The following is a 25,538-nucleotide window of genomic DNA, read 5'->3' as shown; positions in this document are numbered from 1 at the left end:
TCAAGGCCGCACACAATCGGGACGAGCTGCTCCGAGTCATCAGTCGACTGAGCGCATCGATTGACTGACCCTGGAGCGGCATCCCCATTCCCCCGATACCGATAGATGGAGCGTGGCGTGGATTCGTTGGACGTGGAACTCTTCGCGGACTACCACCAGATCCACCTGAGCGACGACGGGTCGACGGGCGACCTGAGCGAGGCATGGACGGACCAGGCGGTTGTGGACCGGCTGGCCGTGGTCGACGACGCGATGGCCATCGGCACGTCGGTCAACGTCACGGTCGCGGTGAGAGTCGACGTGTTGGACGCTCCGCCTGTCGACGACTCCGCCGACTACGACCATGTGGTCGAGGGGAGCATGCAGGTGCGGTCGGGCCGCATCGTGGTGATGGGTTGCACCGATTACGAGCCGGATGCCGCGAGGGTCCGGGTGCCGGTAGGGCCCGTGCGTGTCCGGGCAGCGAGCAGCAACCTCGTCGAGGCGGAGCGCTTGGGGGTCGACTCCGACGAAGCCCCGCAGACGATGGAGCGGCTGCGGGTGCTGGTGTGGCCCGCCCCGAGTGAGAAGCCCGTGGTGTTGAAACGCTGGGAGGGCGAATCCGGATCGCGGTAGGACACCGAGGGCGTTCGCAGCTCGACCAGGGCCGCCACCGCCGTGCTTCGGACCTTCGGACCCGCCGTACCATCCGACGATGATCTCGGAAACCTTCGATGCGCGTGGCGGGCTCACCTACGTTGACCGCCTCGATTTCACCCGAGGCGACCCCCTCCGAGCCGTCCGACGGTTGGCCTGGCCGACAGTGAAGCTGCATGCCGACGACAGCACGCTGACCTTCACGTCGCGTACCGGATCGGACACCCTGGAACACTTCTACGTGGCCGCGCTGGCGCACCATCCGTTTCACCGACGGTTCCCGGTGCCGGCGACCGCCGTCTGCTTCGACGTCGAGGGACGCGACCAGATCCTGCTCTTCTGGACTCCCCGCGCGGTCGCGGTCCTGCGTGCACTCGACAAGCTGGGCTGGGACGCCGAGCAGCCCGAGCCCTGGACCCCGTACGTCTGAGCTGGTGATCGTGCGGTAGTTCACCTACCTGGCGACCCGTCTTCGTCACCGTCCGCAGCGACGCCTGCCGGACGAGTGCGATCACTGGCGAAAGAGAGAAGGGACACCCTCCGAGGCCCGTTGACATGCGTTTCGGGCGAGTGACAGCGTTGTCATCGACTCATTTCCTCCATTTGAGACGAGGAGCGCATCTTGCTCTATCGGAACTCACCCCGCCGCAGCGCGACAGCGGCCGCGGCAGCCGGCATTCTCATCACGGGGCTGGCGCTCGCCCCGTCCGCGCCGGCCCAGGCCAGTCACCGCACGGCGCAAGACGAAGCCGTACGGTCGGGCGACGCACGTTTCGAGGTGCTGTCCCCGACCCTGATCCGCACCGAGTACCAGAAGGACGGCAGGTTTACCGACGCCGCCACGTTCAACGCCATCGGGCGCGATGATTTCCCCCGTACGCGTTTCACGAAGCACGTCGACCACGGCTGGCTCACCATCGACACCGGCGCGATGACGTTGCGGTACCGGGTCGGCTCGGGCGCGTTCACCGCCGACAACCTCACAGTGCAGCTCAAGACCGGCAAGCAGGTAGTGCAGGGCCAACCCTGGGCCGGCCACACCGCCCCGGCCTGCGCGTTCGGCGCGCTCTGCGAGGCCGAATCGCTGCAGTTGAACGGCCCCGGCGTGGCCACCGACCACCAGGGATTCACCGGACGCGGCTTCGCGTCCGGTTTCGCCTCGTCCGGCGACTCGGTCACGTTCGCGCTCGACGCTCCCGAGGGCGGCACGAAGCAGCTCGCCGTCCGCTACGCCAACAGCACCGGCGGCGACGGCCAGAACGTGGACCGCACCCTGGCGGTGCAGGTCGACGGCGACGCCGGCCACACGCTGACGCTGCCGCCCACAGCGAACTGGGACACCTGGGGCCTGGCCAACGTGCCGGTCGACCTCACCGCCGGCCGGCACGAGATCAGTGTCGTGCGGGGTCCCAACGACTCCGGCAACGTGAACGTCGACAGCCTCGCGGTGGTCAACCCGGGTGACTCGTTCCCGGCGCCGACCACGCCCGAGCCGCAGCCCTTGCGGTTCGGCACCCTGGGAGAGGCCGAGGCCGGCGCGCTGACCGGCGGCGCGAGGCCCGCGAACGACCACAACGGCGCTTCCGGTACGGGATTCCTGGCCGGCCTGGAGAGCACCATGTCCGCCGACACGCTCACCGTGACGGATGTTCCGTCGGCCGGTGACTACCAGGTGCAGATCCGGTACGCCAACGGCCAGGCCGGCGCCCAGCCGAGCCAGACGCGCACCATGTCGGTCACTGCGGGAACGGCGGCGCCGGTCACGGCGACCCTTCCGCCGACCAGCGGGTGGGACTACTGGAACACCGTTTCCGTCCCGGTCCACCTCACCCGCGGCACCAACACCGTGATGCTTGGCTGCCCCACTGACGCCAGCTGCAACGTCAACGTCGACACGGTCGCCGTCACGAGCAAGGGTTCACCGCTGCTCGCCCCGCATGCGCCGCTCGGCGGCTACCGCCGGGGCCTGGACGGCGTGACAGGTTCCGCGCTCACCGCCCCGGGCCTGCTCTACCAGGACGGCTGGTACCTGCTCGACGACTCGGCCTCGGCCCTGAGCACCACCGAGCCCCGGCCCGCCGCCGAACAGGACGGCTATGTCTTCGCGTACGGGCAGGACTTCACCCGTGCTCTGTTGGACCTGTCGACCCTGACCGGGCCCACGAAGCTGCTGCCGAAGTGGGCGTACGGCGTGTGGTACTCCGAGTACTACGACCGCACCGCCACCGAGTTCCAGAACCTGGTGACCCGGGCCAAGGCCGAGGGTGTGCCGCTGGATGTGCTCGTCCTCGACACCGACGTCAAGGCGCCGGACAAGTGGAACGGCTGGAGCATCGACCCCACCCGCATCCCCGACCCGAAGGCGTTCTTCGACTGGGCCAGGAAGCAGGGCCTGCACACCGGCATCAACATCCACCCGAGCATCCTCGGCTCGGACCCGAAGTTCGCGCAGGCGCAGGCCACCGCGAAGGGCAAGCTCCAGCGCGTCGGCTGCAACGGCGGTCCCGACTGCTACGCGTTCGACTTCGGCGACCCGGACCAGCTCAAGGCGTACATGCAGCTCCACGACGGGATGATCCCGAAGGGCAGCAAGGGCCCGGACCTCTGGTGGCTGGACTGGTGCTGCGACAACACGAAGTCCTCGCTCGCCGGGGTGACCGGTGACGCGTGGATCAACCAGCAGTACGCCGACAAGACCGGCTTCGCCTTCTCCCGGGCGTACGGCTCCTTGCAGGCCGGCGGCTACAGCAGCCCGACCCCGGTGTCGACCGGACCGTGGGCCGACAAGCGCACCACGCTGCACTTCACCGGCGACACCACCTCCGACTGGTCGACCCTGCAGATGGAGGTCGGCTACACGCCTGGCGAGTCGGCAGCGACCGGGCTGGCAGCGGTCAGCCACGACATCGGCGGGCACACCGGCGGCCTCCAGGAGCCGGGCACCGAACCGGGCAGCACGAAGCTGCCCGACGACCTCTACGCCCGGTGGGTGCAGTTCGGCACGTTCCAGCCGATCGACCGGCTGCACTCCAACCACAGCGACCGGCTGCCCTGGCAGTACGGCCCGGCGGCGAACGCGTCGGCCAAGAAGTTCCTGAACCTGCGGGAGAAGCTGCTGCCGTACACCTACGCCGCCGCCAAGGAGGCCACCCGCACGGGTACGCCCATCGTCCGCTCGATGTACCTGGCGTACCCGAATGAGCAGGCCGCGTACGCCACTGCCGGTTCCCAGTACCTCTACGGCCCGGACTACCTGGTGGCACCGGTGACGACGCCCGGCACCACCGCCACCACGTCGGTGTGGTTCCCGCCGGGCAACAGCTGGACGGACATCTTCACCGGGAAGACGTACCGGGGCGGCACCACGCAGAACATCACCACCACGCTGGACACCATGCCGGTGTTCAAGAAGCACTAGAGCCTGTTTTTGCAGGGATCCGCACACCGGCCGGGTGGGGCAACCCACCCGGCCGGTTCGTTGCTTGGCTGGGCTCAGCGTCGGTGGGGCCGGCGGGCCAGCGCCAACCAGCCGAGGAACCTGGCGTGCATCGCGGACGGGTCCGGACGCAGCCCCAGGCCGTACGCGTCGTCGATCGCCTCCTGCATCGACGCAGCCAGGTAGAACGCCAGCGCGATCGAATGACCGTTGAACTCGGTTATGAGGGCGAGCTGAGCCGGGCCACACGGCCAGGGCGCGGCGCAGTTGCGACACAACCACGCCGGGCGCATCGGCAGGTGCGGGCGAGGGCGCGCGGTCATCCGATCCGCACCGGGCGCCGCCGGCGGTTGGCTTTGCTGGTCGGTTTGACGGGCAGGGCCTGCAACCGCACGCCCGCACGCATCACGTACAACTCGCGCCGCGCCACCGCGTCGCCCGCCGCGTTCAGCTGGTAACCCTCAATCCAGACCCATCCGTCGTACGTGTGCCGCTCGGGCAGCTCACGGATGACGCGGACGAAGATCGGGCGCAGGAACTGCACGCTCGCCGCAGTGGTCAGGTAAACCACGTCACCGGCCGTCATCTTCTCGGGTTTGTCGTCGGGCACGGTCTCCCCCTTGTGCCGTTGGGAAGGGCCGCTCCCGTGAGTGCACGCCCGTCGGGAGCGGCCCCGCTACGAACGCGACCGCCGGATCTCGTGGGCCTGCCAGCCGCGCCGCTTGGTGACACTCTGCTGTGGAGAGCACTACGCTCGGAAGGCGTTCCAGGTGTCCGGGCCGGAGCTGGCAGAACAGGCTCCAGGCGTGTGGCACCTCGGGTAGTCGATCTCCGATTTGAGGAGAGCTGTATGGCTGACGTGCCAAGTCCCCTCGCGGACTTCATCGTGAGCGAGATCCGTCGTGCTCGTGGAGCGTCCGGGATGACGCAAGAGTCGTTCGGGCGAGCGGCAGGCTTCAGCGCGTCACACGTCAGTGCCGTGGAGAGCGGCACCCGGGCGCTGACGATGGACTTCATCCGGGGAGCGGACCGCGCCTTCAACAACGACGGGTTGTTCGGACGCCTCGTGGTGAAACTCGGCGCACCGTCGTGGTTTCTGCCATGGCTGGACGCCGAGCGCGGCGCGCGACAGCTTCGTCTCTTCGAGCCACTACTGATCCCGGGCCTGCTCCAGACCGAGAACTACGCCCGCGTCGTGATGCGCCTGAACGACCTCATGTCGGCCACTGAGGTGGACCAGCAGGTAAGCGCTCGCATGAGCCGCCACAAGATCCTGACCGGCGATACGCCGCCGCAGGTGGTGGCCGTGCTGGATGAGTCCACGCTCCGCCGCGCGGGCGATGAGCACGCCGGCATCATGGCTGAGCAGGTCGCCCACCTCGTCACCGTCGCCGAGTTGCCGCACGTTCACATCCACGTGATCCCGGCGGGTGCCGGCCTCCACATCGGGCTGTCCGGGCCGTTCGCGCTGGCGCGGGCCGGTGACGGGACCTGGGTCGGGCACCTCGAAAATCAGCTAGGCGGGATCGTGGTCGACAACGAAGATGGGCTACATACTCTTCAGACGAGGTGGGAAAACGTGAGGAACGAAGCGCTCCCGCGTCGCCAGTCCAACGAGCTGATGAAGGAAGTGCACAGCCATCATGGACCTCACTAACGCCATCTGGCGCAAGTCTCGGCGCAGCGGATCGTCCGGGGGCAACTGCGTCGAGGTCGCCGACAACCTGCCGGGCGTCGTCGGCGTCCGGGACAGCAAGGATCCTACCGGCCCGACCCTGGCCTTCGGTCCGGCAGCTTGGCGGGCGTTCGTCGCTCAGATCGCCGCGCGGCGGTAATCAACTCCCGCCGCACAAAGCGCCCGTGCCTAACGCCGGGGGGATGTGGGCGCAATGCGTCGAGATGACGTGCCCCCGTTAACACGATGCCGGCGACACGCGTAACCATGTCGCGTGCTGTGATGGGCCCTGGTCCGCTCTCGCCGATGTGGGAGGACCCTTCCGCACGTTCTCAAGCGCCCCTGCAACGAGGCACACGCGTTGCCGCTCGAGCGCGCCGTGCCGCTGCCCGCGCCGGGGCCGTCACGCCTGACGCCCAAGTGTTAAACGATCATCCGTCCATGGAACGGATGAACGCGGCCTTCCTACCATACGGCTGCGCACCAGGGATATTTCCAGTCGGATTGACGTCAGTCGCTGTCGAGCTGCATCGGTAGCCTACCCTGGGACAAACCGAGAGGAGGCTCTGGTGGATGCCAATGGGCACGAAGGTCCGCTCGCGGAGTTCGCAGCACTTCGGGAAGAAATCATGGAGCGAATAAGGGTGCAGCATCAAATCTTGGTCCTGCAGCTGACGTCTACCGGTGCCGTTTTTGGCTTTGCTATTTCAAACAAACAGACAAGCCTGCTTGTTCTCATAATTCCCGTAAGTTCTTACCTCTTATGCGGTCGCTTGGTCGCCCAACACTTCATAACCTTGCAGGTCGCCCGGTATATCAGGGAAGAACTGGATGGCCGGGTTCCAGGAGGCCTCAAATGGGAGGGATGGAACCTGCGCACTAGGCGCGAAGCCCACCTGCTCGGATCATTTGTTCCTACCCTTCTCACGTTTCCGGGCGTGAGCTTACTCGCGCTCGGCTGGACTCTTGTGCCGGTATTTTTGAGCAGTGAACTGGGGACTGCCGCGAGAGTTGGTGCTGCAGTAGTCTGGGTAGTCGGGGTAGTCTCCACAGCACTTTCGGCGATACTGCTAATACGGCGATCCCGAACAATGAACGCAGCTCGGAGGAGCGCACCTAGTGCAAGCGGGCTGGCGGTATGACCGTCTGGTGAATCACACGAGCGACACCACGGATGTCGTGCTCGGTGGCGCCAGTCTTCAGCCGCTCGTCCTCGTCGAGCAGGACGCGATCCTTCTCCCACCGGTACCGCCTTCGGCGCCGGGGCGGTGAGCCACCGACAGCCGCCGGGACACCGCCCCACCGAGGACAGGAACCAGCCCCAGCGCCGTGACGGAAGCCGGCGCGGCTTCTCTGGTCGGATGGTCGGGGCTTCCGGCTGCCTCGCCAGTCCAACCCCAGGACTGGCTTGCCACCGGGTAACAGGGTCACGGCACCAGTTCCACCGCCAGGACGTGCCCGGCTCTCCCCTCAGCCGCCAGGCATCGACTCAGACCCCGAAACGCGACCCCGAAAGCCCTCACGACGGGATTGCGCCCAGACGGAGGCAAGCCCAACTGAGCCGGCGCTCAGGGCGTCTCCAGGGCGTCGACAGGGCGTCAAACGCCGCCCAATGTTGACCATGAACGACCATCGACACCCCAACATAGAACCAGCTCAGAGCCATGATCGAGGCTCTGAGCTGGTGGGCGACGGACGAGTCGACCTGTACGCCGGATTCTGTGCGCGGCGCGTACCCCGAGGGGTTTGCTCCGGCGGCGGCCATCCATCTCGGCCTGCCGTTGCCGGCAGGCTCCAGCGGCCTACCCGCAGACATCGGGCGGGCAGCCCTCAAGCGTCTGCGCCGGGCCGTCATCTTGCGGTGACGGCCCTTGCTTGGCCTTGCTCCGGGTGGGGTTTACCGAGCCACCCCGGTCACCCGGGGTGCTGGTGGGCTCTTACCCCACCGTTTCACCCTTACCGTCCCCGAAGGGGTCGGCGGTCTGTTTTCTGTGGCACTGTCCCGCGGGTCGCCCCGGGTTGCCGTTAACAACCACCCTGCCCTGTGGAGTCCGGACGTTCCTCGGCGGCGGGCCGAAGCCCGCCGACGCGGCCGCCCGGTCGACTCGTCCGTCGCGCTCTCATCCTAACGACAGACGCTGCTCCAACACTCCCGCCCCGTCTGGGCAAGATCGCGCAGCTCACGAACGGTCCGGCGAATGCGTGTCGTGGGGCGACGGCTAGCCTCGTGGGGCTATGGATCTCTCCCACGCCGCGCTGCTGCTCGCCGCCGGTCTCGCCGCTGGCACTGTCAACGCGGTGGCCGGTGGCGGTTCGCTGATCACCTTTCCGGCGATGATCGCGATCGGGTTGCCCCCGGTGCCGGCGAACGTCAGCAACTCCGTCGCCGTCTTCCCCGGCTACCTGGCCAGCGTGGCAGGCAGCCGGCAGGACCTGCCGCGCCCTCGCGCACTGGCCACGCTGGTGCCTACCACCATCGCGGGCACGATCGTCGGGGCGTTGCTGCTGCTGGCCACTCCGGCCCGCGCGTTCGAGCTGGTCGTACCCTTTCTGGTCCTCGGCGCGACAGCGGTCCTGGCCTTCCAGGACCCGCTGCGCCGCCTGGTCGGTCACCCCCGGGACCTGTCGCCACGCCGGCGGACGGTCGCGGTGCAGACAATGGTCGCGCTCGGTGCGGTGTACGGCGGTTACTTCGGCGCGGCGCTCGGGGTGATGCTGGTGGCCGGGCTGGCCCTGGTGCTGGACGCGACCCTGGCCCGGGTAAGCGCGATCAAGAATCTGCTCTCCGCGGTGGTGGGGTTCACGACGCTCGTGGTGTTCGCCCTGTTCGGCCCCCTGAACTGGGCGGCGGTCGCGGTGGTCGCGCCGGCCACCCTGATTGGGGGGTACGCGGGCGCCCGGCTCGTCCGCCGGCTCCCGCCGGTGGTGCTCAAGACGGTGATCGTGGTGTTCGGTACGACGATCGGCCTCTACCTGCTCTGGCGCGCCCTGCACTGAACCGCCCGACCGGCGGTCAGTAGGTCTCGCCGACGGGCTCGTGCTCGGTGTCGGCGGCGGCGCGGTTCCAGCGGGACCAGAGGACCCGCTCGCCGTAGCCGGCGGCCATCAGGTGCGCGAAGGCCAGGTAGACGAGCACGCCGACGGCGAGCACCCCGAAGCCGACCCAGAACGGCAGCGCCAGCGACTGCTCGGCGAGCTTGCCGGAGATGATCGGTGCCGGCGCGGCGGCGCCCCAGCGGACCAGGTTGAACGCGCCGGTGGCGACGCGCCGGTCGCTGGAGCCGAGGCCGAGCGCCAGGTCGGTGAGGTTGGCGTTGGCCAGGCCCATGCAGAGTCCGGCGAGCACCAGCACCACGAACGCCTCGGCGGTGCTGGTGGAGGTGGCGAAGAGGACCATGCAGACCAGCAGCCCGGCGATGGCCACGCCGACGGTCTGCACGGCGCCGATCCGGTGGGCCAGGCGGTGGCCGATCACCATGATGCCGGCGGCCAGGCCGAGACCCCAGCCGGTGAACGCGAGCCCCAGCGGGATGACGTCCAGGCCGAGGAAGAGCGGCGTGTAGCCGAGCACCACGAAGAACACGAAGTTGTACGCGGCAGTGACCACGCAGAGGGCGATGAACGCCGGCCGGCGGTAGGTGGCGAAGATCTGGCCGACGCGTACCGGTGCCTGGCGGTTGGTGGGCTCGCGCAGTTTGCGGGAGGCCACGCCGAGGGCGAGGACCATGAAGACGCCGCAGACGAAGAACGGCAGCCGCCAACTGACCTGCCCGAGCAGACCACCGATGAGCGGTCCGACGGCGAAGCCGAGACCCAGGGCGGTCTCGAAGAGGCCCACCACCCATTCCCGGTCGATGGCCAGGTTGACCAGCACCACCATGGCGGTGGCGAAGAACATCGCGTTGCCCAGCCCCCAGACGCCGCGCAGCACGGAGAGCTGCACGATGTTGTCGCTGAACGAGGCGAGGATCGCGGCGAGGCCGACCACGGAGACGCCGGTGATGAGCACCGGCTTGAAGCCGAACCGGCCGCTGGCCAGCGTCGCGGGGATCATGCCAAGGGCCATGACCGCGATGTACGCGGTGAACAGCAGCTCGACCTGCCAGGCGGTGACCCCGATCGCCTCGCCGATGGCCGGCAGGATTGGGTCGACGACGGCGATGCCGGCGATGGCGAGGAAGGCCACCAGTGTGGTGGCGTAGATGGCACTGCGGTTCGGTTCGGAACGCCGATCCACTCCGACTCCTCAGATAGCTGTATGGTACAGGTACTTATTCTGTATCATACAGCTATGAGCGACGACCATGACGCGAGCACCCTCGGGCAGATCGAGACCGAGGTGGCCCTGCTGATGCGCTTCGGCGAGGCCACCCGGCGGGCCACCGGCACCGCCGAGCACCGGGTGCTGGACCGCGCGGCGTACGTCATCCTGCGCCACCTGGCCGACGCCGGCCCGCAGAACGTCTCGGCGCTCGCCGCCCGCCTCAACCTGGACGGCTCGACAGTCACCCGGCAGGTGTCTGCGCTCCAGCGCGACGGCCTCATCACCCGCACCCCGGACCCGTCCGACGGCCGCGGCACCGTCATCTCCCCCACGGCCGCCGGCCTCCAGAGGATGGCCGCCGTGCAGGCCGCCCGCACCCGGCTCTACGGCGACATGCTGGCCGACTGGAGCCCCGAAGACCGCAACACCCTGGCAGCCCTACTAGGCCGCCTAAACCAGGCCCTAATAAACCGCAACCGCCCCCGCTAACCCGCCAATCCCCTGCTCTTACACCCCGCACCCTCCCGCCCTCGCAGCCCCGAGCCTCACCCCGCTCACCCCAGCCTCACCCCGCCCCGCCCCGCCCTGCCCCGCCCTGCCCTGCCCTGCCCTGCCCGCCCCCCAGCTCGTCGATCATGGACTTATGGTGGGGGACAAGAGGTGTGAAGCGCCACATACTGGGCACCACAAGTCCAAGATCGGCGCGGGGCACGTCCCAGCTTCGCCGATCTTGCACTTACCGTGGGTAGGAACAGGGGCGAATCGGTACCGAACGGGCGCCATAACTGCAAGATCGACGCACGGCACGCGAGAACGCCCGGCGCGCGGCACGCGAGAACGCGCGGCACGCGAGAACGCGGGGCACGCGAGAACGCGGGGCACGCGAGAACGCGGGGCACGCGAGAACGCGGGGCACGCGAGAACGCGCCGCACGCGAGAACGCGCGGATACAGGGACGCCCGGGCGCCGACACACGCCGGCGCCCGGGCGTACCCGGGGTCAGGCGACCGGTTCGCGGGCCGAGTCGGCGTCGCGGTCGGGGCCTGGGGTGATGCGGGGGTCGCCCTCGTCGGCGAAGTAGTCGTCCGGCTCGGTGCCGTCGACGCCTTCCTCGACCTTCGCTGCCCGCAGCGCGAGCGTCACCAGCGCCGCCACGGCCAGGTTGACCGCCACCGCGACGATGCCGACGTAGATCGTCCGGGTGGTGTCGAACCCGAACTCCGACAGCGGGAACGCCGAGCCGCCGAAGTGCTTCCGGGTCGGGCTGGCCACCTGGTAGAGCATCCACATGCCCAGGCCCATGCCGGCCACCCAGCCGACGATCAGGCCGGTGCGGTGGAACCAGCGGGTGTAGAGGCCCAGCGCCACCGCCGGCAGCGTCTGCAGGATGATCACGCCACCGATCAACTGGAGGTCGATGGAGAACTGCGGGTCGAGGAAGACGATGCAGGCCACCGCACCGACCTTCACCACCAGCGAGGTGATCTTCGAGACGTTCGCCTCCTGGGACGGGGAGGCGTCCCGCTTCAGGTACTCCTTGTAGATGTTGCGGGTGAACAGGTTCGCCGCCGCAATCGACATGATCGCCGCGGGCACCAGCGCACCGATGCCGATCGCCGCGTACGCGACACCGGCGAACCAGTCCGGGAACTGCTGGTCGAACAGCAACGGCACGACGGTGTTGCTGTCGACAGTGCCCTCTTTCGCGCCGGGCAGCGGCTTCACGCCGGCCGCGATGGCCATGTAGCCGAGCAGCGCGATCAACCCGAGCAGCAGGCTGTACGCGGGCAGCGCCGACATGTTCCGCTTGATCACGTCGCGGTTCCTGCTGGCCAGCACACCGGTGATGCTGTGCGGGTAGAGGAAGAGCGCCAACGCCGAGCCGAGCGCCAGCGTCACGTACTGAAGCTGGTTGTTGCCGTTGAGCAGGATGCCGTCGTTCGGGTTGGGCGAGGCGTCGAACTTCGCGTCCGCGGCGGCGAAGATGTCACCCCAGCCGCCCAGCTTGTACGGCAGGTAGATGACCGCCACCAGGATCACGATGTAGATCAGGCTGTCCTTGACGAACGCGATCAGCGCGGGCGCGCGCAACCCCGACTGGTACGTGTAGGCGGCCAGGATGGCGAACGCGATGATGATCGGCAGGTGTCGGGCCAGCGCGTTGTCGCCGGTGACGCCCATCGTCTTGAGCACCGCCTCGATGCCGATCAGCTGCAATGCGATGTACGGCATGGTGGCGACGATGCCGGTGATCGCGATCAGCAGCGCCAGCACCGGCGAGTCGAACCGCTTGCGGACGAAGTCGGCCGGCGTGACGAACCCGTGCCGGTGTGACACCGACCAGAGCCGCACCAGCACCAGGAAGACCAGCGGGTAGATGACGATGGTGTACGGCACGGCGAAGAACCCGGCCGCGCCGGCACCGAACATCAACGCCGGCACTGCCACGAAGGTGTACGCGGTGTAGAGGTCGCCGCCGATCAGGAACCAGGTGATCCAGCCGCCGAAGCTGCGCCCGCCCAGCCCCCACTCGTCCAGGTGCGCCATGTCCTTGGGTGCCCGCCAGCGGGCGGCCACGAAGCCCATCGCGCTGACCAGGAGGAACAGCAGGGAGAAGACGATGATCTCGGTGAGATGGTCACGCCACATCAGGAACCACCCCGCTTCTTCGTCATCTGGTAGACCAGCGTGGTGGTGCCGACGCCGAGCAGGATGAAGGCCAGTTGCAGCCAGTAGAAGCGCGGGAAGCCGAAGACCCGGGGCGAGTCGCCATTGAAGAACGCCGGGATCAGCGGCACCAGGATGGGGATGAAGAGCAACCAGTTCCAGGGGCTGTGGTCCTTCGCCCTGGTCGGCGCCGTGGGCGGCGCCTCCGGTTCGGGTGCAGCCATCTGACACACCTCCGGGGAGTCGTGGCTCTCGATGTAACGGCCGGAGGCTACGACTCTGTGATGGCGGTCACCTGACCCGTCCGGAGGCTGCTGCGCCGAACGGCCGGCCGGCTGCGCCGAACGGCGCGCCCGACCGGCCCTACCAACTGAGGGTGCGGCGGCTCAGTCGAGGGTGGCGAGGTGGGCGGTGTCGTTGACAGTGCGCACTGCCACGCCGCCGTCGGGCCACAGGTCGAGCACCGAGATGCCGGCCGCGTCCAGGAAGAGCCGGTGCAGGAAGCCGTCACCGGCCGCGAGGGCGTCGCGCAGCACCAGCTTGATCGGCGAGACGTGCGAGACGACCACAACGGTCTCACCGGGGTACGCGGTGAGCAGCCCCGAGATGACGCGGTGCGCGCGTTCGGCGACCTGGGTGAACGACTCCCCTTCCGGCGGCGCGATCCGGGGTGAGGCGAGCCAGGCGTCCATCTCCCCCGGCCACTGCTGGCGCACCTCGGCGAAGGTGCGCCCCTCCCACTGGCCGAAGTCGCACTCGATCAGGTCGTCCTCGGTGCGCACCGGCACGTCGCCGCCGAGCGCTTCGGCGATCGACGCCGCGGTGGCCGTACACCGGGACAACGGTGAGCTGAGCACGGCCGCGACGGACGGGGCCAGCTCGGCCACCCGGGTGCCGGTGGCGCGGGCCTGGGCCCGGCCACGCTCGGAGAGCGGCACGTCGCCGCGCCCGGAGTAGCGCCGCTGCTCGGTGTAGGCGGTCTCGCCGTGCCGAACCAGGATCAGCCGGGTGGCGGTGAAGCTCGGCCGTGGCTCCCAGGAGGCCGGGGCGGTCGCCGGGTCGCTGCCGACGATCAGGGTGGCGGGCGTCGTCGAGGGCTGGCCGGTGGTTGCAGTCGTCGCAGGACGGGCGGGGGCCGCAGTCGCCGACGGACGACCCGCGGCGGCGTCCATGGCGGCGTTGGCGAGGGCGTCGGCGTGCCGGTTCTGCTCGCGCGGAATCCAGCTGAACCGGACCGCTGTGAACCGGCCCACCAGCGCGGCGGCCTGGGCGGCGAGGGGCCGCAGGCCGGGGTGCTTGATCTGCCACCGGCCGCACATCTGCTCGACCACCAGCTTGGAGTCCATCCGGACGTCCACCTCGGCGGCGCCCAGTTCGGCGGCGGCGGTCAACCCGGCGATCAGGCCCTGGTACTCGGCGACGTTGTTGGTGGCCGTGCCGAGCGACTCGGAGCGCTCGGCGAGCACCTCGCCGGTCTCCGGGTCGCGGACCACAGCGCCGTAGCCGGCGGGGCCGGGGTTACCCCGGGACCCACCGTCGGCCTCCATGGAGACCACGCGCGGCGCCACGACCTACAGGCCCGACTCGTTGGTGCGGACCATGATCCGTCGGCAGTCCTCGCAGCGGACCACGTCGTCGGGGGCGGCCTTGCGGATCCGGGCCAGGTCGGCGCCGGACAGGTCCAGGCGGCACCCGCCGCAGCGGCCTCCGGTGAGCAGCGCGGCACCCAACCCGGTGTCCTCGCGGATCTTGTCGTAAAGGTTGACGAGCTCGCTGGGGAGGTCGCCGGCGAGCGGCTGACGGGCGCCCCGCTTGAACTCCTCCTCCTTGGTGATCTCGGCCAGCGCTTCGTCGCGGCGCTGCTCGGTCGCGGCCCGCTTGTCCCGGGTCTCGGCCAGCCGCTGCTCCACGCCGTCCAGTACGCCCTGCGCGGTCTCCCGCTGCTCCATCAGCTCCAGCTCGGCGTCCTCCAGATCGCCCTGGCGCCGCTTGAGCGAGACCAGCTCGTGCTGGAGCGCCTCCAGCTCGCGGGCCGGGCCGCCGCCGGCGGCAAGCCGGTTCTCGTCCTTCTCCTTGCGGGCCCGGACCTGCTCGACGTCCTTCTCCAACCGGGCGATGTCCCGGTCCAGGTCGTCCACCGCCACCTGGGCGCGAACCCGCTCGTCCTCCATCGACGACAGCTCCCGGGCCAGCGACTCCAGCTCGGCCCGCTCGGCAAGCGTTCGCCTGCGGTGGGCGAGCTGGGCGAGGTTGGTGTCGATCGCCTGGAGGTCGAGCAGGCGGCGCTGCACCTGAGGGTCAGCCTTCACGGTCGGGCTCCTTGTCGTCCACAACGGGTGCGGCGGCGTGCACGGTCCACGGGTCGGTGTCCAGGTCGGACACCAGCGTCTCGACGTCAAGCGCCTCCCGGAGGAAGGCGGCCAGGTCGTCCAGCCACGGTCGTTCGGTCGCCCAGTGGGCGGCGTCGATCAGGGCGGGACCATCGGCGGCGAGGTGCTCGCCGGCCGGGTGGTGCCGCAGGTCGGCGGTGAGGAACGCGTCCACCCCGGCGGCGGTCGCGGCGCCGAGGAAGCTGTCCCCCGACCCGCCGCTGACGGCGAGGGTACGAACCATACGCCCGGGATCCCCCGCCGCGCGAACTCCCCAGGACGTGACGGGAAGCACCGCGGCGGCGTGCCGGGTCAGCTCGGCGAGGGTCATCGGCTGGGGCAGCTCGCCGATCCGGCCGAAACCCCTGTCGTCGCCGTGGGCGGGCGAGCCGGGCGCGGGTCGTTGAAGCGGGCGTAGACCGGTGAGCCCGAAGCGGGCGGCGAGGGCGTCGGAGACGCCCGGGGAGGCCACGTCGGCGTTGGTGTGCGCCGCGTAGAGCGCCACCCCGGCCCGGATCAACTGGTGGATGATCCGCCCCTTGAAGGTCGTCGCGGCGACCGACGACACCCCGCGCAGCAGCAGCGGGTGATGCGAGACGATCATGTCCGCGTCGGCAGCGAGGGCTTCGTCGACCGTTTCGGGCACCACGTCGACCACGCAGAGCACCCGGCGGACCGGGGCGGCCGGCTCACCGAGCACCAGGCCCACCCGGTCCCACTCCTCCGCCCAGACCGGCGGAAAGCGCCGTTCGAGCGCGGCCACCACCTCGCTGACTGTGGGGGCGGATCCGCTTGTGCTCACGGCGGGCCAGCTTACCGGCGTCGGGGCCACCGGGCGGTGACACCCGGCCCGGCCGCGTCGGGTGGAAGATCTGCAGGACGCGCTAGGCGGCGCTCCAGGAGACGGTCTGCAATGCGGCCAGCGGCATCGCCCAGGGGAAGGCGTGCAGGTGCTGTTCCCCAGTGCCGGGCGGATGCAGAGCGATCACATGATCGCCGAAGAGCACAGTGACGCCCCACTCGGCCAACCGGGCCACTCCGGCACGAAACGCCGGGTGGCAGGCCATCGCCGCGTTGGTGTACGGCACCGCCACGATGGGGACGCCCTTGCCCTGGGCCTCGACCAACAGCCCGAGCGCCAGGGTGTCGGTGATTCCGGCGGCCCACTTGTTGACAGTGTTGACGGTGGCCGGGCAGACGATCATGGCGTCGGCGGGCGGCAGCACGTCCGGGTCACCGGGATTCTTGTAGTGCGTCCGCACCGGGTGGCCGGTCTGCCGGATCAGGGCCGACTGGTCGACGAACTTCGCGCCGTCCGGCGTGGTGACCACGCAGACGTCCCAACCGTCCTGTTGGGCGAGGTCGACCAGACGACCGACGTGCCGGGCCAGCGGCGAACCGCAGGCGATGACGTAGAGCACCTCGCGGTGCCCGCTGTTGTGCGCTGCACCGGCCATCAGACCGGCTCCGCGCTCATACCCCTACTCCCATGTGCTCAGCCAACTCCGCTATCGGAGAAGGCGGCGCACCACGTGTGCGACGGAGGATGTCGGACATCACCTCGTGCGCGATCGGCCGGCAGCGGATCTCCGACGGGGCGAGCCGATCACCGAGCAGAAGCATCTCGCCGGCGTTCGCCACGTCACCGATCTGGGCGTACCCGCGGGCGATGTCGAGCAGGTGGTGGGCGCGGCGCTCGGGCAGCAGCGCGTTGAAGGAGGGCTCCGCGATGCGCAGCTGGTGCACCTCCACGGCCCGCCCTCCGTCGCCCAGCTCCACAGCGGCGGCGGCCCGGTGCAGCTCAACGTTGGTCGGGCCGAACGACGTCCAGTAGTGGTTGTGGTCGCCTCCGAGCAGGGTGGCGGCCTCCTGCGCACAGTTGATCAGGTCGTCGACGCTGGCCGAGTCGCCGATACGGGACGCGGCCATCGCGCCCTGGAGCAGCAGCATCCCGTAGACCGAGAGGCGGGCCGGGGAGACCTCGTTGCTGCCGCCCGGTGCCAGCCGGTTGGCGATCTGGACGTTCAGCTCCAGCGCGGGGCGGGCGCGCCCCATCGCGACCAGGGCGTTGCACACCCGGGTGGTGGCGATCCCGGCCAGCAGCGGGTCGTCGGCCCGCTGGGCCACCGCCATCGACCGGTCGGCGGCCAACCAGGCGAGCTCGCACTCGCCGAGCTTGCGCAGCACCGAGGAGGCGATCTGGTAGACCTGGCCGAGCAGGTGGGCCGCCTCGGCGGCCTGCTCACCGCCGTAGGCGGCGTCGGCCGCCTGGGCGTCGCGCAGCAGCTTCGGCAGCGCCCGGGTGAGCATCCCGTAGCGGCCGTACTGGTAGGTGAGCCAGGCGTGGTTGACGGCCTTGCGCATGTCGTCCATCGGCGGCGGGTACGGCGCCGCGTCGAAGTACGCGCTCATCGAGTCGTAGCGTTCCAGCGCCGCCCGGATCTCCTGCACCTCGACCTGGTCGATGCAGTTGAGGGCGTCGGCGCGCCGCTCCGGGTCCTTGCCCATCAGCAGCTGGACGTCCATCTGGAGGATGTCGGCGATCTCGTAGAGGACGGAGAACTTGTCCAACCGCCGGACGCCGCGTTCGACCTTGTCCACCCAGCTCTTGGACTTGCCCAGCCGGTCCGCGAAGACCTGCTGCGACATCTTGCGTCGCCCCCGCCAGTAGGCAACTCGCCGTCCTATGGGTAGCTCGTCCATCTCCCCATCCTCCCCTGCCACCGACGACCAATCGAGTCGGAGCGATGTCCGCGGGTGCGGCGACTGCCGTTCACTTTCAGGTTTTCGCTGGTCGCACAGGATGTACGTCAGCCGTACAGCTGGTCCTCGTACTTTTCGTGCAAGTTGCACGAGCCGTTCGTCAACCTCAACGATCGTGGGTTACGGCAGTGACGGTGCTCGACATGCGACCTGGCGAAGGCCGGGCCCGACGAGAGGAGTTGGCACACATGTGGGGGAATGTCGTACCGCGCGTTGCCGAACTGTCGCCGCTGGAACGGGTCCGGCTCCGCCGGGTCGCCATCCGGTACGCCGTACACGGCTGGGAGGTCACCCCGGGTGCCTGTCTGGCCCGCAGCCGCTTCGTCTGCGGCCGGGCCGGCTGTCCCACAGTGGGCTGCCACCCGGCCCTGGAGAACTGGGAGCTGGCCGCCAGCGCCGACCCGGCCCGGGTGGCGACCTGGTGGCGGAGCCGACCGCACGGGGTGCTGCTGCCCACCGGCCGGGCCTTCGACGTGCTGGAGGTGCCCGCCCACCTCGGCCGGCACGTACTCGACGCGGTCCAGATCCACCCGGCCGGCACCGGCGTACGCGGGCCGGTGCTGGTCACGCCCACCGGGCGGTGGATGTTCCTGGTCCGCCCCGGCGATCCGCTCCGGCCGGAGCTGGAGCACTGCTTCCACGTGGTCCGACACGGGCCGGGCTCGTGGATCCCCGCGCCGCCCACCCGGCTGCCGGAGGGCACGGTCCGCTGGGCGGTCGCCCCGGAGCAGGCGCGCTGGCAGCTTCCGGATTCGTACCTCGTGCAGAACACGTTGATCGGGGCGCTGCGCGCCGCCGGGGTGACGCTCGCCCCCGACCTGCTCCCCGGCCACCTGCCGCTGCCCCGACGAGGCATGTGAAACCGGCCCGGTCGACGATTCGATCCGGTGCCCGACAGCGTCGCCGGGCCACCGGTCCTCGTTGACATGGCAAGAGCGCGAACGCGCGCCACGAACGGGGGAACGATGTCCACAAACGACAGAGCGCCTCACCCCGGCGGCACCGAGCCGCCCCGGCGCAGCCACCCAGGGCGCCGCTGGGCCGGCACCCGACCGTCCGGCTCCCGCCCCGGCCGCCCACGCCCCACCGGCTCCCGCCCAGCCGGCACCCACCGCCCCCTCCGCTAGTCGGTTAGGGGGAGATTTGCGGATTGGTACTGGCGGGCGTTGTCGGTTATTGCCGCGTGGGTGTGGTCGTCCAGGCGGGCCAGCCAGTTGAGGCCGGGGGTGCCCATGGCGAGGGCGGCGGTGGCGTACGCGTCGGCCACCCCGAGGTCGGTGCCGACCACAGTCACCGAGCGCAGCCCACTGGCCGGTGCACCTCGGCGCGGGTCCAGCACGTGCCGCCCCCGCTCGTACACGCCGGACGTGGCCACGGCCAGGTCGGTCCCGCTGAGCACCAGGCAGGCCGCCATCGCGTCCCACGGGTGCCGGATGCCGATGCGCCACGGTTCCCCGGACGGCGACAGGCCCCGCACCCGTACGTCACCGCCGGCGTTCACGCAGTGGTTGACGGCACCAGCGGCGACGAGGCGGTCCGAGGCGACCTGGGCCGCCCAGCCCTTGACGAAGCCGGACGGGTCGAGCCGACCGGTGGCGTACGCGTCGAAGAAGCCGTCGGTGGCGCCCCACAGGTCGGCGCAGGCCTCCAGCACGTACCGCAGGTCCGCGGACGCCTCGGAGAGCAGCACCTCACCCCGGTCGAAGCGGCACACCTCGCTGTCCGGCTGGTAGGTGCTGAACCGGGCGTCCACCTCACGCATCCAGGCGAAGACCTCATCCGCCAACTCGCGCAGCGCCGCCGGTGGCAAATCGTCGGCGAGGTCCAGGGTGATCGCCGTACCCATGATCTGTTCGACCCGGCACAGCCCGGGTCGGGTCAGCGTGGCCCGCACGTCAGAATGCCTGCTCGATGGCGGACCGCAGCGACTGCTTGTAGGAGTTGCTGGTCTCGGTGGCCCCGGAGACGGTGTTGAGGTTGGCGTTCTGCTTCTGCACCACCTCGCCGCCGCCACCGTCGTAACGGTTGCGGACGTCGCCGCTGTGGATGTCGGATTCACCCCCGCTGGGCAGCGACAGCGCGACGGCTTCGACGATCCGGTTACCCGAGACGACGATCTGCACCTGCACGTACCCGTACTCGTTCTCGAAGCCGTTGCCGGTGACCCGGCGGGTGGTCGACTGGGGTGCCTTGGTGGTGGTCCGGGGTGCGGCCTTCGTGGTGGTGCGGGTGCCGGACGGCCGGGCGGTGCTCTTTGTGGGTTTGGGCGACGTGGGCGCGTCGCCGGTCTTCGACGGCTTCGGTGCCACACTCGACGGGTCGGCGCTCGGCTCGACACCCTGCGGGGTGGGGTTGACCGGCTGGGCGGTCGGCAGGTTCTGGGCGACCTGGGTGGTGCCCGGCGTGCCCTTGAACACCACCAGCGCGGTGGTGCTGGCGGCCAGACCGGTGATCGCGAGGAGCGCGCGACGCATGGGGATGCCCTTCCTACAGTTCGAACGTTGCCAGGTGGATCTGCCGCCGGGGCACGCCGGCCCGCCGCAGCGCACGCACCGACTGTTCCACCAAACCGGGCGGCCCGCACAGGTAGACGTCGCGTCGGGCCACGTCGGGCACCAGTTGCCGCAGCCCGTCGGGGCTCATCAGTTGGCGGGGCCCGGGGTCGTCGCGGGAGCCGATGACGTACCAGACGGAGGTGTCGCGCTCCTGGGCCAGCCAGTCCAACTCGCGGCTGAGCAGCACGTCAGCCGGCGTGCGGGCCCGGTAGATGAGCGCGGCGCCCGGAGGCAGCTCCTCCAGCATCGCCCGGATCGGCGTGATGCCGCTGCCGCCGGCAATCAACAGCGCCCGCTCGCGCAGCCGGTGCGCGGCGGTGAAGGTGCCCGACGGGCCTTCGGCCCAGACCCGGGTGCCCGGGTCCAGGTCGCGCAGGTCGGCGGTGTGGGTGCCGACCACCTTGACGGTGACCCGCAGCCAGCGGCCGTTGGCGGCGGCGGAGACGGAGAACGGGTGCGACTGCCACCAGCAGCCCCGGGTGAGGAACCGCCAGCGGAAGTGTTGGCCGCCGAGCATCGCCAGCCGACCGAGCCGCTCCCCGGTGAGGTAGATGGAGATGGTGTCGGTGCTCTCGGCGACCACGTCGGCGACCCGCAGCTTGTAGCGCAGGTTGAACGCCAGCGGCGCGATCACGCGGCCCCAGAGCAGGGCGGCGATCACCAGCAGGTAGAGCGCGATCCAGCCGGTGCGCACCGGGCCGGGCTTGTACAGCTGCGCGCCGTGGGTGAACTGGTGGCCGAAGCCGAGCAGCAGGATCAGGTAGCTGGACAGGTGCAGCGAATGCCACAGCTCGTAGGGCAGTGCCCGCCGGATCGCCCGGACGCTGCTGAACCCGACGAGCATCATGATGCCGGTGGCGACGAACGCCGAGACCATGTCCTCGTAGTCGCCGAGCAACGTGCCGACCTCGGCGAGGATCGACTGGTTACGCAGGTCGGCGTAGCCGACCAGGATCAGCGACATGTGCGCCAGCACGGTGACCAGCAGGGTCGCGCCGATGTCCCGGTGCCAGCGGGCCATGTGCTCGCCGCCGATCCACCGTTCCAGCACCGGCAGTCGACTCATCATCAGCACCTGCACCAGCAGCAGGTAGCCGGCGATCAGTCCGGTGATCCGGCCGGCCGCGGTGACGGTGGCCGCTGTGCTCCGCAACGATCCGGCGGGGGTGCCCAACCACCACGGCAGCACGCTGGCGAGCAGACCGACCAGGAGCAGCACGCCCAGCAGCCGTCGGCCGCCGGGTCCGCGCCGGGCCGGGCTCTGCGGGGGTACGGGCGCAGCCGACCGGCCGCCGTGCCGGGACGAGGTCCCGGTACGACGGCCGGCGGCGTGGGTGTGCGAATGCGTCACGCGTACAGCTTCATCGGGGCGTACTTCTGGCGGGGGAAGACCTTGTCGACCTCCGCGTTGGTGAGCCCGAACCGGCCCTGCGCCACCGCGCCGTAGACGTTGAACATGTTGTTGTACTCCGGCACGTCACCGGAATCGAGCTTGTCCAGCCCGTTCCAGGTGCCGAGCAGCGAACCGGCCAGCTTCTTGCCGGACAGCAGGGTGACCACGCCGCCGTGCCCGTGGTCGGTGCCGTTGTTGTTGGAGCCGACCCGACGGCCGAACTCGCTGGACACCATGATCGTCACGTCGGCGGCCTTCGGGCCGAGGTCGGTGAAGAAGGCGGCCATGGCGCTGGCCAGCTCGTTCAGCCGGCGGTGCAGCTGACCGCCCTCACGGGTGCCCTGGTTCTCGTGGGTGTCGTAGCCACCCATGCCGACGGTGGCGACCCGCACGTTGGCGCCACCCTTGATCAGCTGGGCGAGTTGCTGGAACGCGTTGCCGACGCCCTCGTACTTGACGCCCTCGGCGGGCTGGTACGGCTTGGCGGCGAGCTTCTGGGCGGTGGCCAGCGCGCCCATGCCCTCCTGCACGGCCTCCTCGACCGGGTGGTTGATCCCGGTGAAGAGCCCCTTGATGGCCTTCTCGGTGGCGGCCCGGAACCGCTCGTCACCGTTGAGCCGCAGGGAGCCGACGTTGTTCAGCGACAGCGCGCCGTTGTTGCCGACCAGCGAGCGGGGCAGGGTGCTGCCGATGCCGACGCTGCGGAACGCGGTGCCCTTGCCCAGGTTGTCGACCAGACCGTCGAGCCAACCCCGGCCGCCGGTCTCGTTGGGCAGCCCGCCCAGGTTGCAGGCGTCGGCGGCCTGGAAGTGGCTGCGGGACAGCCGCTCGTCGGAGACCGCCGGGATGAAGCCCAGCTGACCGCCCGTGAGCCACTTCTCCAGCGGCTTGAACGCGCTGGTCAGCTTGAAGCCGCGGCCCAGTGCCAGCGAGTCGTTGCCGAGCAGCAGGTCGGGCCGGGCCTTGTTGAGCACCGCGTCGTTGTCCGGCGCGATCAGGCTCAGGCCGTCCAGCCCGCCGTAGAGGAAGACGTGGATCAGAGTGCCGGTCTTGGTCGCCGCGAACGACGCCGAGGTGGTGACGAACTGGGCGGTGGCCAGCGCGGTGGCGGTGGCGGCGGCACCGGCGACGAAGGTCCGCCGGGTCACGCCGCGACCGTCCTGCTGGGCCTCCTCCAGATCCTCCAGGGTGCGGTACCTGTCGAACTCGGCGGCGTTCTCGGCGGCGACGATGTCCGCCTCGGCGCGCAGCAACGCCTCGGCCGGGTTGTCGGCCAGCCGTTGCACGTCGGGGCATTCGGGGTGCAGGGGGAAAGAGTTGTACACAGTCTTCTCCATCGGGTGCCTCACCGGAGGTGGTGCTGGGGGGAAGCGAGGATCGCCCGCGCGACGGCGGTGATGGCCCCGTTGAACGTGGCGTCGACCTTGGTGGTCGCCACCACACCGGCCACGCCGAGGATGAGGTTCTTCTCCCGCGTGCTCAGCTTCTGGCCCACCAGCCGCTGGGAGAGCGCGTCCACGTACGCCCCGGCCGTCGCCGGCGGCTTGGCGACCAGCTTCTCCGGCGCCGAGTACGTGAAGGTGGTCCGGTAGCCGGCGAGGATCTCGCCCGCCTCGTTCCAGCCGTTGACCATCGTGCCGGCCGAGGTCCAGGCGACGTAGACGTCCGGGTAGCCGTCCGGGGTCGGATGACCCATCGGGGACTGGCCCAGCTCGCGCATCTTGTCGTGGATCTGGCGCAGCCCCCGGGCGTACGCGGTGCGCTTGCTGTCGCCGTTGTTGTGCTTCGGCGACGCCTCCGGCGAGACGCCCAGGGTGCGGTACGTGGCGACCAGGTACTCCATCGGCCGGCGCACCTTCTGGCCCACACCGGCCCAGAACTCCGAGGAGCAGAACAGCGTCATCAGGACCGGCTTGATCATGCCCTTGTTGGTCGTGTACGTCTTGGCCAGCCGGTCCACGAGGGACTTCGGCGGGGTGTCCGAGACGAACCGGGTGGCCAGGCTCTGCGCCACGTACTTCGCCGTCGACGGGTGCGTCGCGATGTAGGTGATGTAGGCGTCGATCGCCGCTTCGGCCTTCTTCGGGTCGGCCGAGTTGTTCGCGTGGGTGAAACCGAGGATCTTCACCTTGCCGACGTAGTGCTGCTCGGGGCGGAAGACGTACTTGCCCTTGTCGTCGACACCGCGGCCGGTCTGCAACATGGCGGCCTGCCGGACGTCCGGCTCCTTGTAGCCGCCGTCGACGCCGACCGAGTAGAGCTCGAGGTTCTCCCGGGCGAGGTTCTCGTTGATCGCGTCCTTGCGGGAGTCCTTCTGGTTCAGGTAGATCAGCAGCGCGGGGTGCTTGTTGGCGGCGACCAGCATCTCCGGGTAGCTGCCCAGCGCGTGCTTGCGCACGACGTCCTGGTCGAACGAGTTGCGGTACACCTCGCCGCCGTCGAAGTCCGCGGCGACGTGCAGGAAGTCGTTCCAGAAGTCGACCATCACCTCGAACAGCTGGCGCTTGGACCAGATCTGCCGGGCGATGGTGGCGTCGACCATCTCCCGCTCCGGCTGGGCGTCCTGCTCGTTGAGCTTGTCCCGCTGGTCGCGCAGCTGCTGCACGGAGAGCTTCTGGGTCGGCAGCTCGGCGAGCTTCAGCTCGCCCTTGCTCGGCTCCAGCTTTTCCGGGGCCAGCTGGGCGCGGATCCAGGCGTCCATGCCCTCGCGCTTGATGTCGGCGACCACCGCGGGCGTCACGCCGAAGGTGGCGCGTCGGGCCAGGTGCAGGATCGGGTCCTTGGCCAGCACCGTCTTCACTGTCACAGTGGTCGCCGCCGCCGCGGCGGCCGGGCCGGAGAAGGTCCGCCCACCGGCCGGCGCGTTCTTCTTCAGCGCCTCACCGGCCCGGGAGCCCATGTAGCTTTCGTTCTGCTCGGTGTAGGTACGCACGGTGCTGGGCTGCTGGCCGCTGGGCCGCGCCGCGGTGCCGTCGGTCACCGTGCTGCCGGTCGCGTCGCCGGCCACCGCCTCGTCGCCGAAGAGGCCACGGATCTGCGGGGTCATGGCGAGCGCCGCGCCACCGGCGACGACGGCGGCGGTGCCGCCGAGGGCCACCATCGCCTTACGTCGGCCGACCTTGCGACCCGGCTCGTTGTCATCGTCGAGGGTGGGCAGTCCGGTGCCGGCCGGTCGTGCCGGGGCCGGGCGGCCAAGGCCCTCCGGGCCGACCCACTGCGGACCGCGCGGGGCGGGCGCGGGCTGCCCGGCGTACTGCTCACGCGGGTCGGCCTGCGCGGCGTAGCCGCCCTGGTAGGGGTGGGGCGAGTCGTAGCCGTAGGGCGCTGGCGTGTGGGGGTCGCCGTAGCCGTCAGCGCTGGGGTGCTGATGTCCGTCCCAACCGCGGTCGTCCCGCGGTCGGCGTGGTGGCACATTCTGGTCGGCCATGTACCAATCCCGATTTCTGATGAGCGCCGAAAGCTGCTACCGGGCAGGTGCGGCAGGTGCGGCGACTGTTGCCTGAGGGGGTTGCTACGGCAAGGTAACCAAGGCCCCAGGGCCCTTCAAGGTGGCCGGAACCCACTCGTGAGGGCACTTAAGACAGCGTTCAGTGCGACAGCGGCGGCGGGCGGGGGGATGGGCCTGCCCGCAGACCTTCCCAGCAGGGCGTACGCGCGGCAGCCAAGCACGGACCGGACCTCGCCGCCGTACGCGACAGTTTCGGCGTCGTTCACCACCAAAGGCAAACTTAAGGTTCAGGTAAGCCGGACGTGAAGCGCGCTCGCGCGGAGGAAAAGTAG

23 protein-coding genes and 1 other RNA gene are annotated in these 25,538 nt (G+C 69.8%); 8 read left to right on the top strand and 16 right to left on the bottom strand.

Going from position 1 to position 25,538, the window contains the following annotated elements; genetic code table 11:
* The first annotated feature begins 117 nt into the window (after nt 1-117).
* From ACLJOK_RS01585 to ACLJOK_RS01575, 3 genes are all read left to right on the top strand, one after another.
* On the top strand, nt 118-615 hold the full coding sequence (locus tag ACLJOK_RS01585; RefSeq protein ID WP_410815664.1) for a hypothetical protein: 498 nt from the start codon (nt 118-120) through the stop codon (nt 613-615).
* A gap of 79 nt (nt 616-694) precedes the next feature.
* On the top strand, nt 695-1,066 hold the full coding sequence (locus tag ACLJOK_RS01580; RefSeq protein ID WP_410815662.1) for a hypothetical protein: 372 nt from the start codon (nt 695-697) through the stop codon (nt 1,064-1,066).
* Nucleotides 1,067-1,258: 192 nt separating this feature from the next.
* Nucleotides 1,259-4,054, top strand: a complete 2,796-nt coding sequence (locus tag ACLJOK_RS01575) for a TIM-barrel domain-containing protein (protein WP_410815661.1) — start codon at nt 1,259-1,261, stop codon at nt 4,052-4,054.
* Between the two features lie 74 nt (nt 4,055-4,128).
* On the opposite strand, the gene ACLJOK_RS01570 is transcribed toward ACLJOK_RS01575, so the two are convergent.
* Nucleotides 4,129-4,395 carry a hypothetical protein gene (locus ACLJOK_RS01570; RefSeq protein WP_410815660.1) on the bottom strand — a complete coding sequence of 89 codons (267 nt, stop codon included), beginning with the start codon at nt 4,393-4,395 and terminating at the stop codon, nt 4,129-4,131.
* A complete protein-coding gene (locus ACLJOK_RS01565) occupies nt 4,392-4,658 on the bottom strand; it encodes a hypothetical protein (RefSeq protein WP_410819199.1) in 267 nt (88 codons plus the stop codon). The genes ACLJOK_RS01570 and ACLJOK_RS01565 overlap by 4 nt, the downstream gene beginning before the upstream one ends.
* Nucleotides 4,659-4,922: 264 nt before the next feature.
* Here ACLJOK_RS01565 and ACLJOK_RS01560 point away from each other — a divergent pair, with 264 nt between their 5' ends.
* Together ACLJOK_RS01560 and ACLJOK_RS01555 are read left to right on the top strand one after the other, a co-directional pair.
* Entirely contained in the window at nt 4,923-5,729 is an 807-nt protein-coding gene (locus ACLJOK_RS01560) for a helix-turn-helix domain-containing protein (protein WP_410815659.1), read from the top strand.
* Complete coding sequence (locus tag ACLJOK_RS01555; RefSeq protein ID WP_410815658.1) at nt 5,716-5,907, top strand: DUF397 domain-containing protein; 192 nt, start codon at nt 5,716-5,718, stop codon at nt 5,905-5,907. The genes ACLJOK_RS01560 and ACLJOK_RS01555 overlap by 14 nt, the downstream gene beginning before the upstream one ends.
* 1,532 nt (nt 5,908-7,439) lie before the next feature.
* Here the strand turns inward: ACLJOK_RS01555 and rnpB are convergent.
* Nucleotides 7,440-7,855, bottom strand: an RNA gene (rnpB, locus tag ACLJOK_RS01550) — RNase P RNA component class A.
* Nucleotides 7,856-7,982: 127 nt separating this feature from the next.
* Between rnpB and ACLJOK_RS01545 the strand changes: the two genes are divergently transcribed.
* Nucleotides 7,983-8,744 (top strand): sulfite exporter TauE/SafE family protein, encoded by a 762-nt coding sequence (locus ACLJOK_RS01545; RefSeq protein ID WP_410815656.1) that lies wholly within the window; start codon nt 7,983-7,985, stop codon nt 8,742-8,744.
* Between the two features lie 16 nt (nt 8,745-8,760).
* Here ACLJOK_RS01545 and ACLJOK_RS01540 read toward each other — a convergent pair whose 3' ends face one another.
* Nucleotides 8,761-9,984 carry an MFS transporter gene (locus tag ACLJOK_RS01540; protein ID WP_410815654.1) on the bottom strand — a complete coding sequence of 408 codons (1,224 nt, stop codon included), beginning with the start codon at nt 9,982-9,984 and terminating at the stop codon, nt 8,761-8,763.
* Nucleotides 9,985-10,038: 54 nt separating this feature from the next.
* Here ACLJOK_RS01540 and ACLJOK_RS01535 point away from each other — a divergent pair, with 54 nt between their 5' ends.
* Complete coding sequence (locus ACLJOK_RS01535; protein ID WP_410815653.1) at nt 10,039-10,500, top strand: MarR family winged helix-turn-helix transcriptional regulator; 462 nt, start codon at nt 10,039-10,041, stop codon at nt 10,498-10,500.
* A gap of 510 nt (nt 10,501-11,010) precedes the next feature.
* Here the strand turns inward: ACLJOK_RS01535 and mctP are convergent.
* The 7 genes from mctP to ACLJOK_RS01500 all read right to left on the bottom strand — a co-directional run bounded on the left by mctP (nt 11,011) and on the right by ACLJOK_RS01500 (nt 17,750).
* On the bottom strand, nt 11,011-12,660 hold the full coding sequence (gene mctP / locus ACLJOK_RS01530; protein WP_410815652.1) for a monocarboxylate uptake permease MctP: 1,650 nt from the start codon (nt 12,658-12,660) through the stop codon (nt 11,011-11,013).
* The gene (locus ACLJOK_RS01525; RefSeq protein WP_410815651.1) at nt 12,660-12,902 is read right to left on the bottom strand and encodes a DUF3311 domain-containing protein; all 243 of its coding nucleotides are present in this window, start codon (nt 12,900-12,902) and stop codon (nt 12,660-12,662) included. Before ACLJOK_RS01525 ends, mctP begins: the two co-directional genes overlap by 1 nt.
* 162 nt (nt 12,903-13,064) lie before the next feature.
* On the bottom strand, nt 13,065-14,246 hold the full coding sequence (locus ACLJOK_RS01520) for a bifunctional RNase H/acid phosphatase (RefSeq protein ID WP_410815650.1): 1,182 nt from the start codon (nt 14,244-14,246) through the stop codon (nt 13,065-13,067).
* Nucleotides 14,247-14,249: 3 nt separating this feature from the next.
* Nucleotides 14,250-14,987 carry a zinc ribbon domain-containing protein gene (locus tag ACLJOK_RS01515; RefSeq protein WP_410815649.1) on the bottom strand — a complete coding sequence of 246 codons (738 nt, stop codon included), beginning with the start codon at nt 14,985-14,987 and terminating at the stop codon, nt 14,250-14,252.
* Nucleotides 14,977-15,813, bottom strand: coding sequence for a Nif3-like dinuclear metal center hexameric protein (locus tag ACLJOK_RS01510; protein ID WP_410819197.1), 837 nt, complete (start codon nt 15,811-15,813; stop codon nt 14,977-14,979). The genes ACLJOK_RS01515 and ACLJOK_RS01510 overlap by 11 nt, the downstream gene beginning before the upstream one ends.
* Nucleotides 15,814-15,931: 118 nt before the next feature.
* Nucleotides 15,932-16,504 (bottom strand): flavoprotein, encoded by a 573-nt coding sequence (locus tag ACLJOK_RS01505; protein ID WP_410815648.1) that lies wholly within the window; start codon nt 16,502-16,504, stop codon nt 15,932-15,934.
* A gap of 16 nt (nt 16,505-16,520) precedes the next feature.
* Nucleotides 16,521-17,750: a helix-turn-helix domain-containing protein gene (locus ACLJOK_RS01500; protein WP_410815647.1), complete on the bottom strand. Its 1,230-nt coding sequence runs from the start codon at nt 17,748-17,750 to the stop codon at nt 16,521-16,523.
* Between the two features lie 248 nt (nt 17,751-17,998).
* Here ACLJOK_RS01500 and ACLJOK_RS01495 point away from each other — a divergent pair, with 248 nt between their 5' ends.
* Nucleotides 17,999-18,670, top strand: coding sequence for a bifunctional DNA primase/polymerase (locus tag ACLJOK_RS01495; RefSeq protein WP_091409390.1), 672 nt, complete (start codon nt 17,999-18,001; stop codon nt 18,668-18,670).
* 263 nt (nt 18,671-18,933) lie between these two features.
* Here ACLJOK_RS01495 and ACLJOK_RS01490 read toward each other — a convergent pair whose 3' ends face one another.
* The 5 genes from ACLJOK_RS01490 to ACLJOK_RS01470 are packed head-to-tail and all read right to left on the bottom strand — an operon-like array spanning nt 18,934 to nt 25,185.
* A complete protein-coding gene (locus ACLJOK_RS01490; protein ID WP_410819195.1) occupies nt 18,934-19,656 on the bottom strand; it encodes an FAD:protein FMN transferase in 723 nt (240 codons plus the stop codon).
* A 49-nt stretch (nt 19,657-19,705) separates the two neighbouring features.
* Nucleotides 19,706-20,284: an FMN-binding protein gene (locus ACLJOK_RS01485; RefSeq protein WP_410815645.1), complete on the bottom strand. Its 579-nt coding sequence runs from the start codon at nt 20,282-20,284 to the stop codon at nt 19,706-19,708.
* Between the two features lie 13 nt (nt 20,285-20,297).
* A complete protein-coding gene (locus ACLJOK_RS01480) occupies nt 20,298-21,716 on the bottom strand; it encodes a ferric reductase-like transmembrane domain-containing protein (RefSeq protein WP_410815643.1) in 1,419 nt (472 codons plus the stop codon).
* Nucleotides 21,713-23,095, bottom strand: coding sequence for a DUF1501 domain-containing protein (locus ACLJOK_RS01475; protein ID WP_410815642.1), 1,383 nt, complete (start codon nt 23,093-23,095; stop codon nt 21,713-21,715). Before ACLJOK_RS01475 ends, ACLJOK_RS01480 begins: the two co-directional genes overlap by 4 nt.
* Before the next feature lie 8 nt (nt 23,096-23,103).
* Nucleotides 23,104-25,185, bottom strand: a complete 2,082-nt coding sequence (locus ACLJOK_RS01470) for a DUF1800 family protein (RefSeq protein ID WP_410815640.1) — start codon at nt 25,183-25,185, stop codon at nt 23,104-23,106.
* Between the last annotated feature and the right edge of the window lie 353 nt (nt 25,186-25,538).

Source organism: Micromonospora sp. 050-3, from assembly GCF_046549335.1.
In the GTDB taxonomy this organism is placed as follows: domain Bacteria; phylum Actinomycetota; class Actinomycetes; order Mycobacteriales; family Micromonosporaceae; genus Micromonospora; species Micromonospora trifolii.
The sequence above is the reverse complement of the archived record's forward strand: the minus strand, read 5'-3'. Positions and strand labels throughout refer to the sequence as shown.

Bases quoted from the DNA above. Each gene is read 5' to 3' on its own strand.
- ACLJOK_RS01580 (WP_410815662.1), top strand. From the start codon at position 695: ATGATCTCGGAAACCTTCGATGCGCGTGGCGGGCTCACCTACGTTGAC.
- ACLJOK_RS01570 (WP_410815660.1), bottom strand. From the start codon at position 4,395: ATGACCGCGCGCCCTCGCCCGCACCTGCCGATGCGCCCGGCGTGGTTG.
- ACLJOK_RS01565 (WP_410819199.1), bottom strand. From the start codon at position 4,658: ATGACGGCCGGTGACGTGGTTTACCTGACCACTGCGGCGAGCGTGCAG.
- ACLJOK_RS01560 (WP_410815659.1), top strand. From the start codon at position 4,923: ATGGCTGACGTGCCAAGTCCCCTCGCGGACTTCATCGTGAGCGAGATC.
- ACLJOK_RS01555 (WP_410815658.1), top strand. From the start codon at position 5,716: ATGGACCTCACTAACGCCATCTGGCGCAAGTCTCGGCGCAGCGGATCG.
- ACLJOK_RS01545 (WP_410815656.1), top strand. From the start codon at position 7,983: ATGGATCTCTCCCACGCCGCGCTGCTGCTCGCCGCCGGTCTCGCCGCT.
- ACLJOK_RS01535 (WP_410815653.1), top strand. From the start codon at position 10,039: ATGAGCGACGACCATGACGCGAGCACCCTCGGGCAGATCGAGACCGAG.
- mctP (WP_410815652.1), bottom strand. From the start codon at position 12,660: ATGTGGCGTGACCATCTCACCGAGATCATCGTCTTCTCCCTGCTGTTC.
- ACLJOK_RS01525 (WP_410815651.1), bottom strand. From the start codon at position 12,902: ATGGCTGCACCCGAACCGGAGGCGCCGCCCACGGCGCCGACCAGGGCG.
- ACLJOK_RS01505 (WP_410815648.1), bottom strand. From the start codon at position 16,504: ATGGCCGGTGCAGCGCACAACAGCGGGCACCGCGAGGTGCTCTACGTC.
- ACLJOK_RS01500 (WP_410815647.1), bottom strand. From the start codon at position 17,750: ATGGACGAGCTACCCATAGGACGGCGAGTTGCCTACTGGCGGGGGCGA.
- ACLJOK_RS01495 (WP_091409390.1), top strand. From the start codon at position 17,999: ATGTGGGGGAATGTCGTACCGCGCGTTGCCGAACTGTCGCCGCTGGAA.
- ACLJOK_RS01490 (WP_410819195.1), bottom strand. From the start codon at position 19,656: ATGGGTACGGCGATCACCCTGGACCTCGCCGACGATTTGCCACCGGCG.
- ACLJOK_RS01485 (WP_410815645.1), bottom strand. From the start codon at position 20,284: ATGCGTCGCGCGCTCCTCGCGATCACCGGTCTGGCCGCCAGCACCACC.
- ACLJOK_RS01475 (WP_410815642.1), bottom strand. From the start codon at position 23,095: ATGGAGAAGACTGTGTACAACTCTTTCCCCCTGCACCCCGAATGCCCC.
- ACLJOK_RS01470 (WP_410815640.1), bottom strand. From the start codon at position 25,185: ATGGCCGACCAGAATGTGCCACCACGCCGACCGCGGGACGACCGCGGT.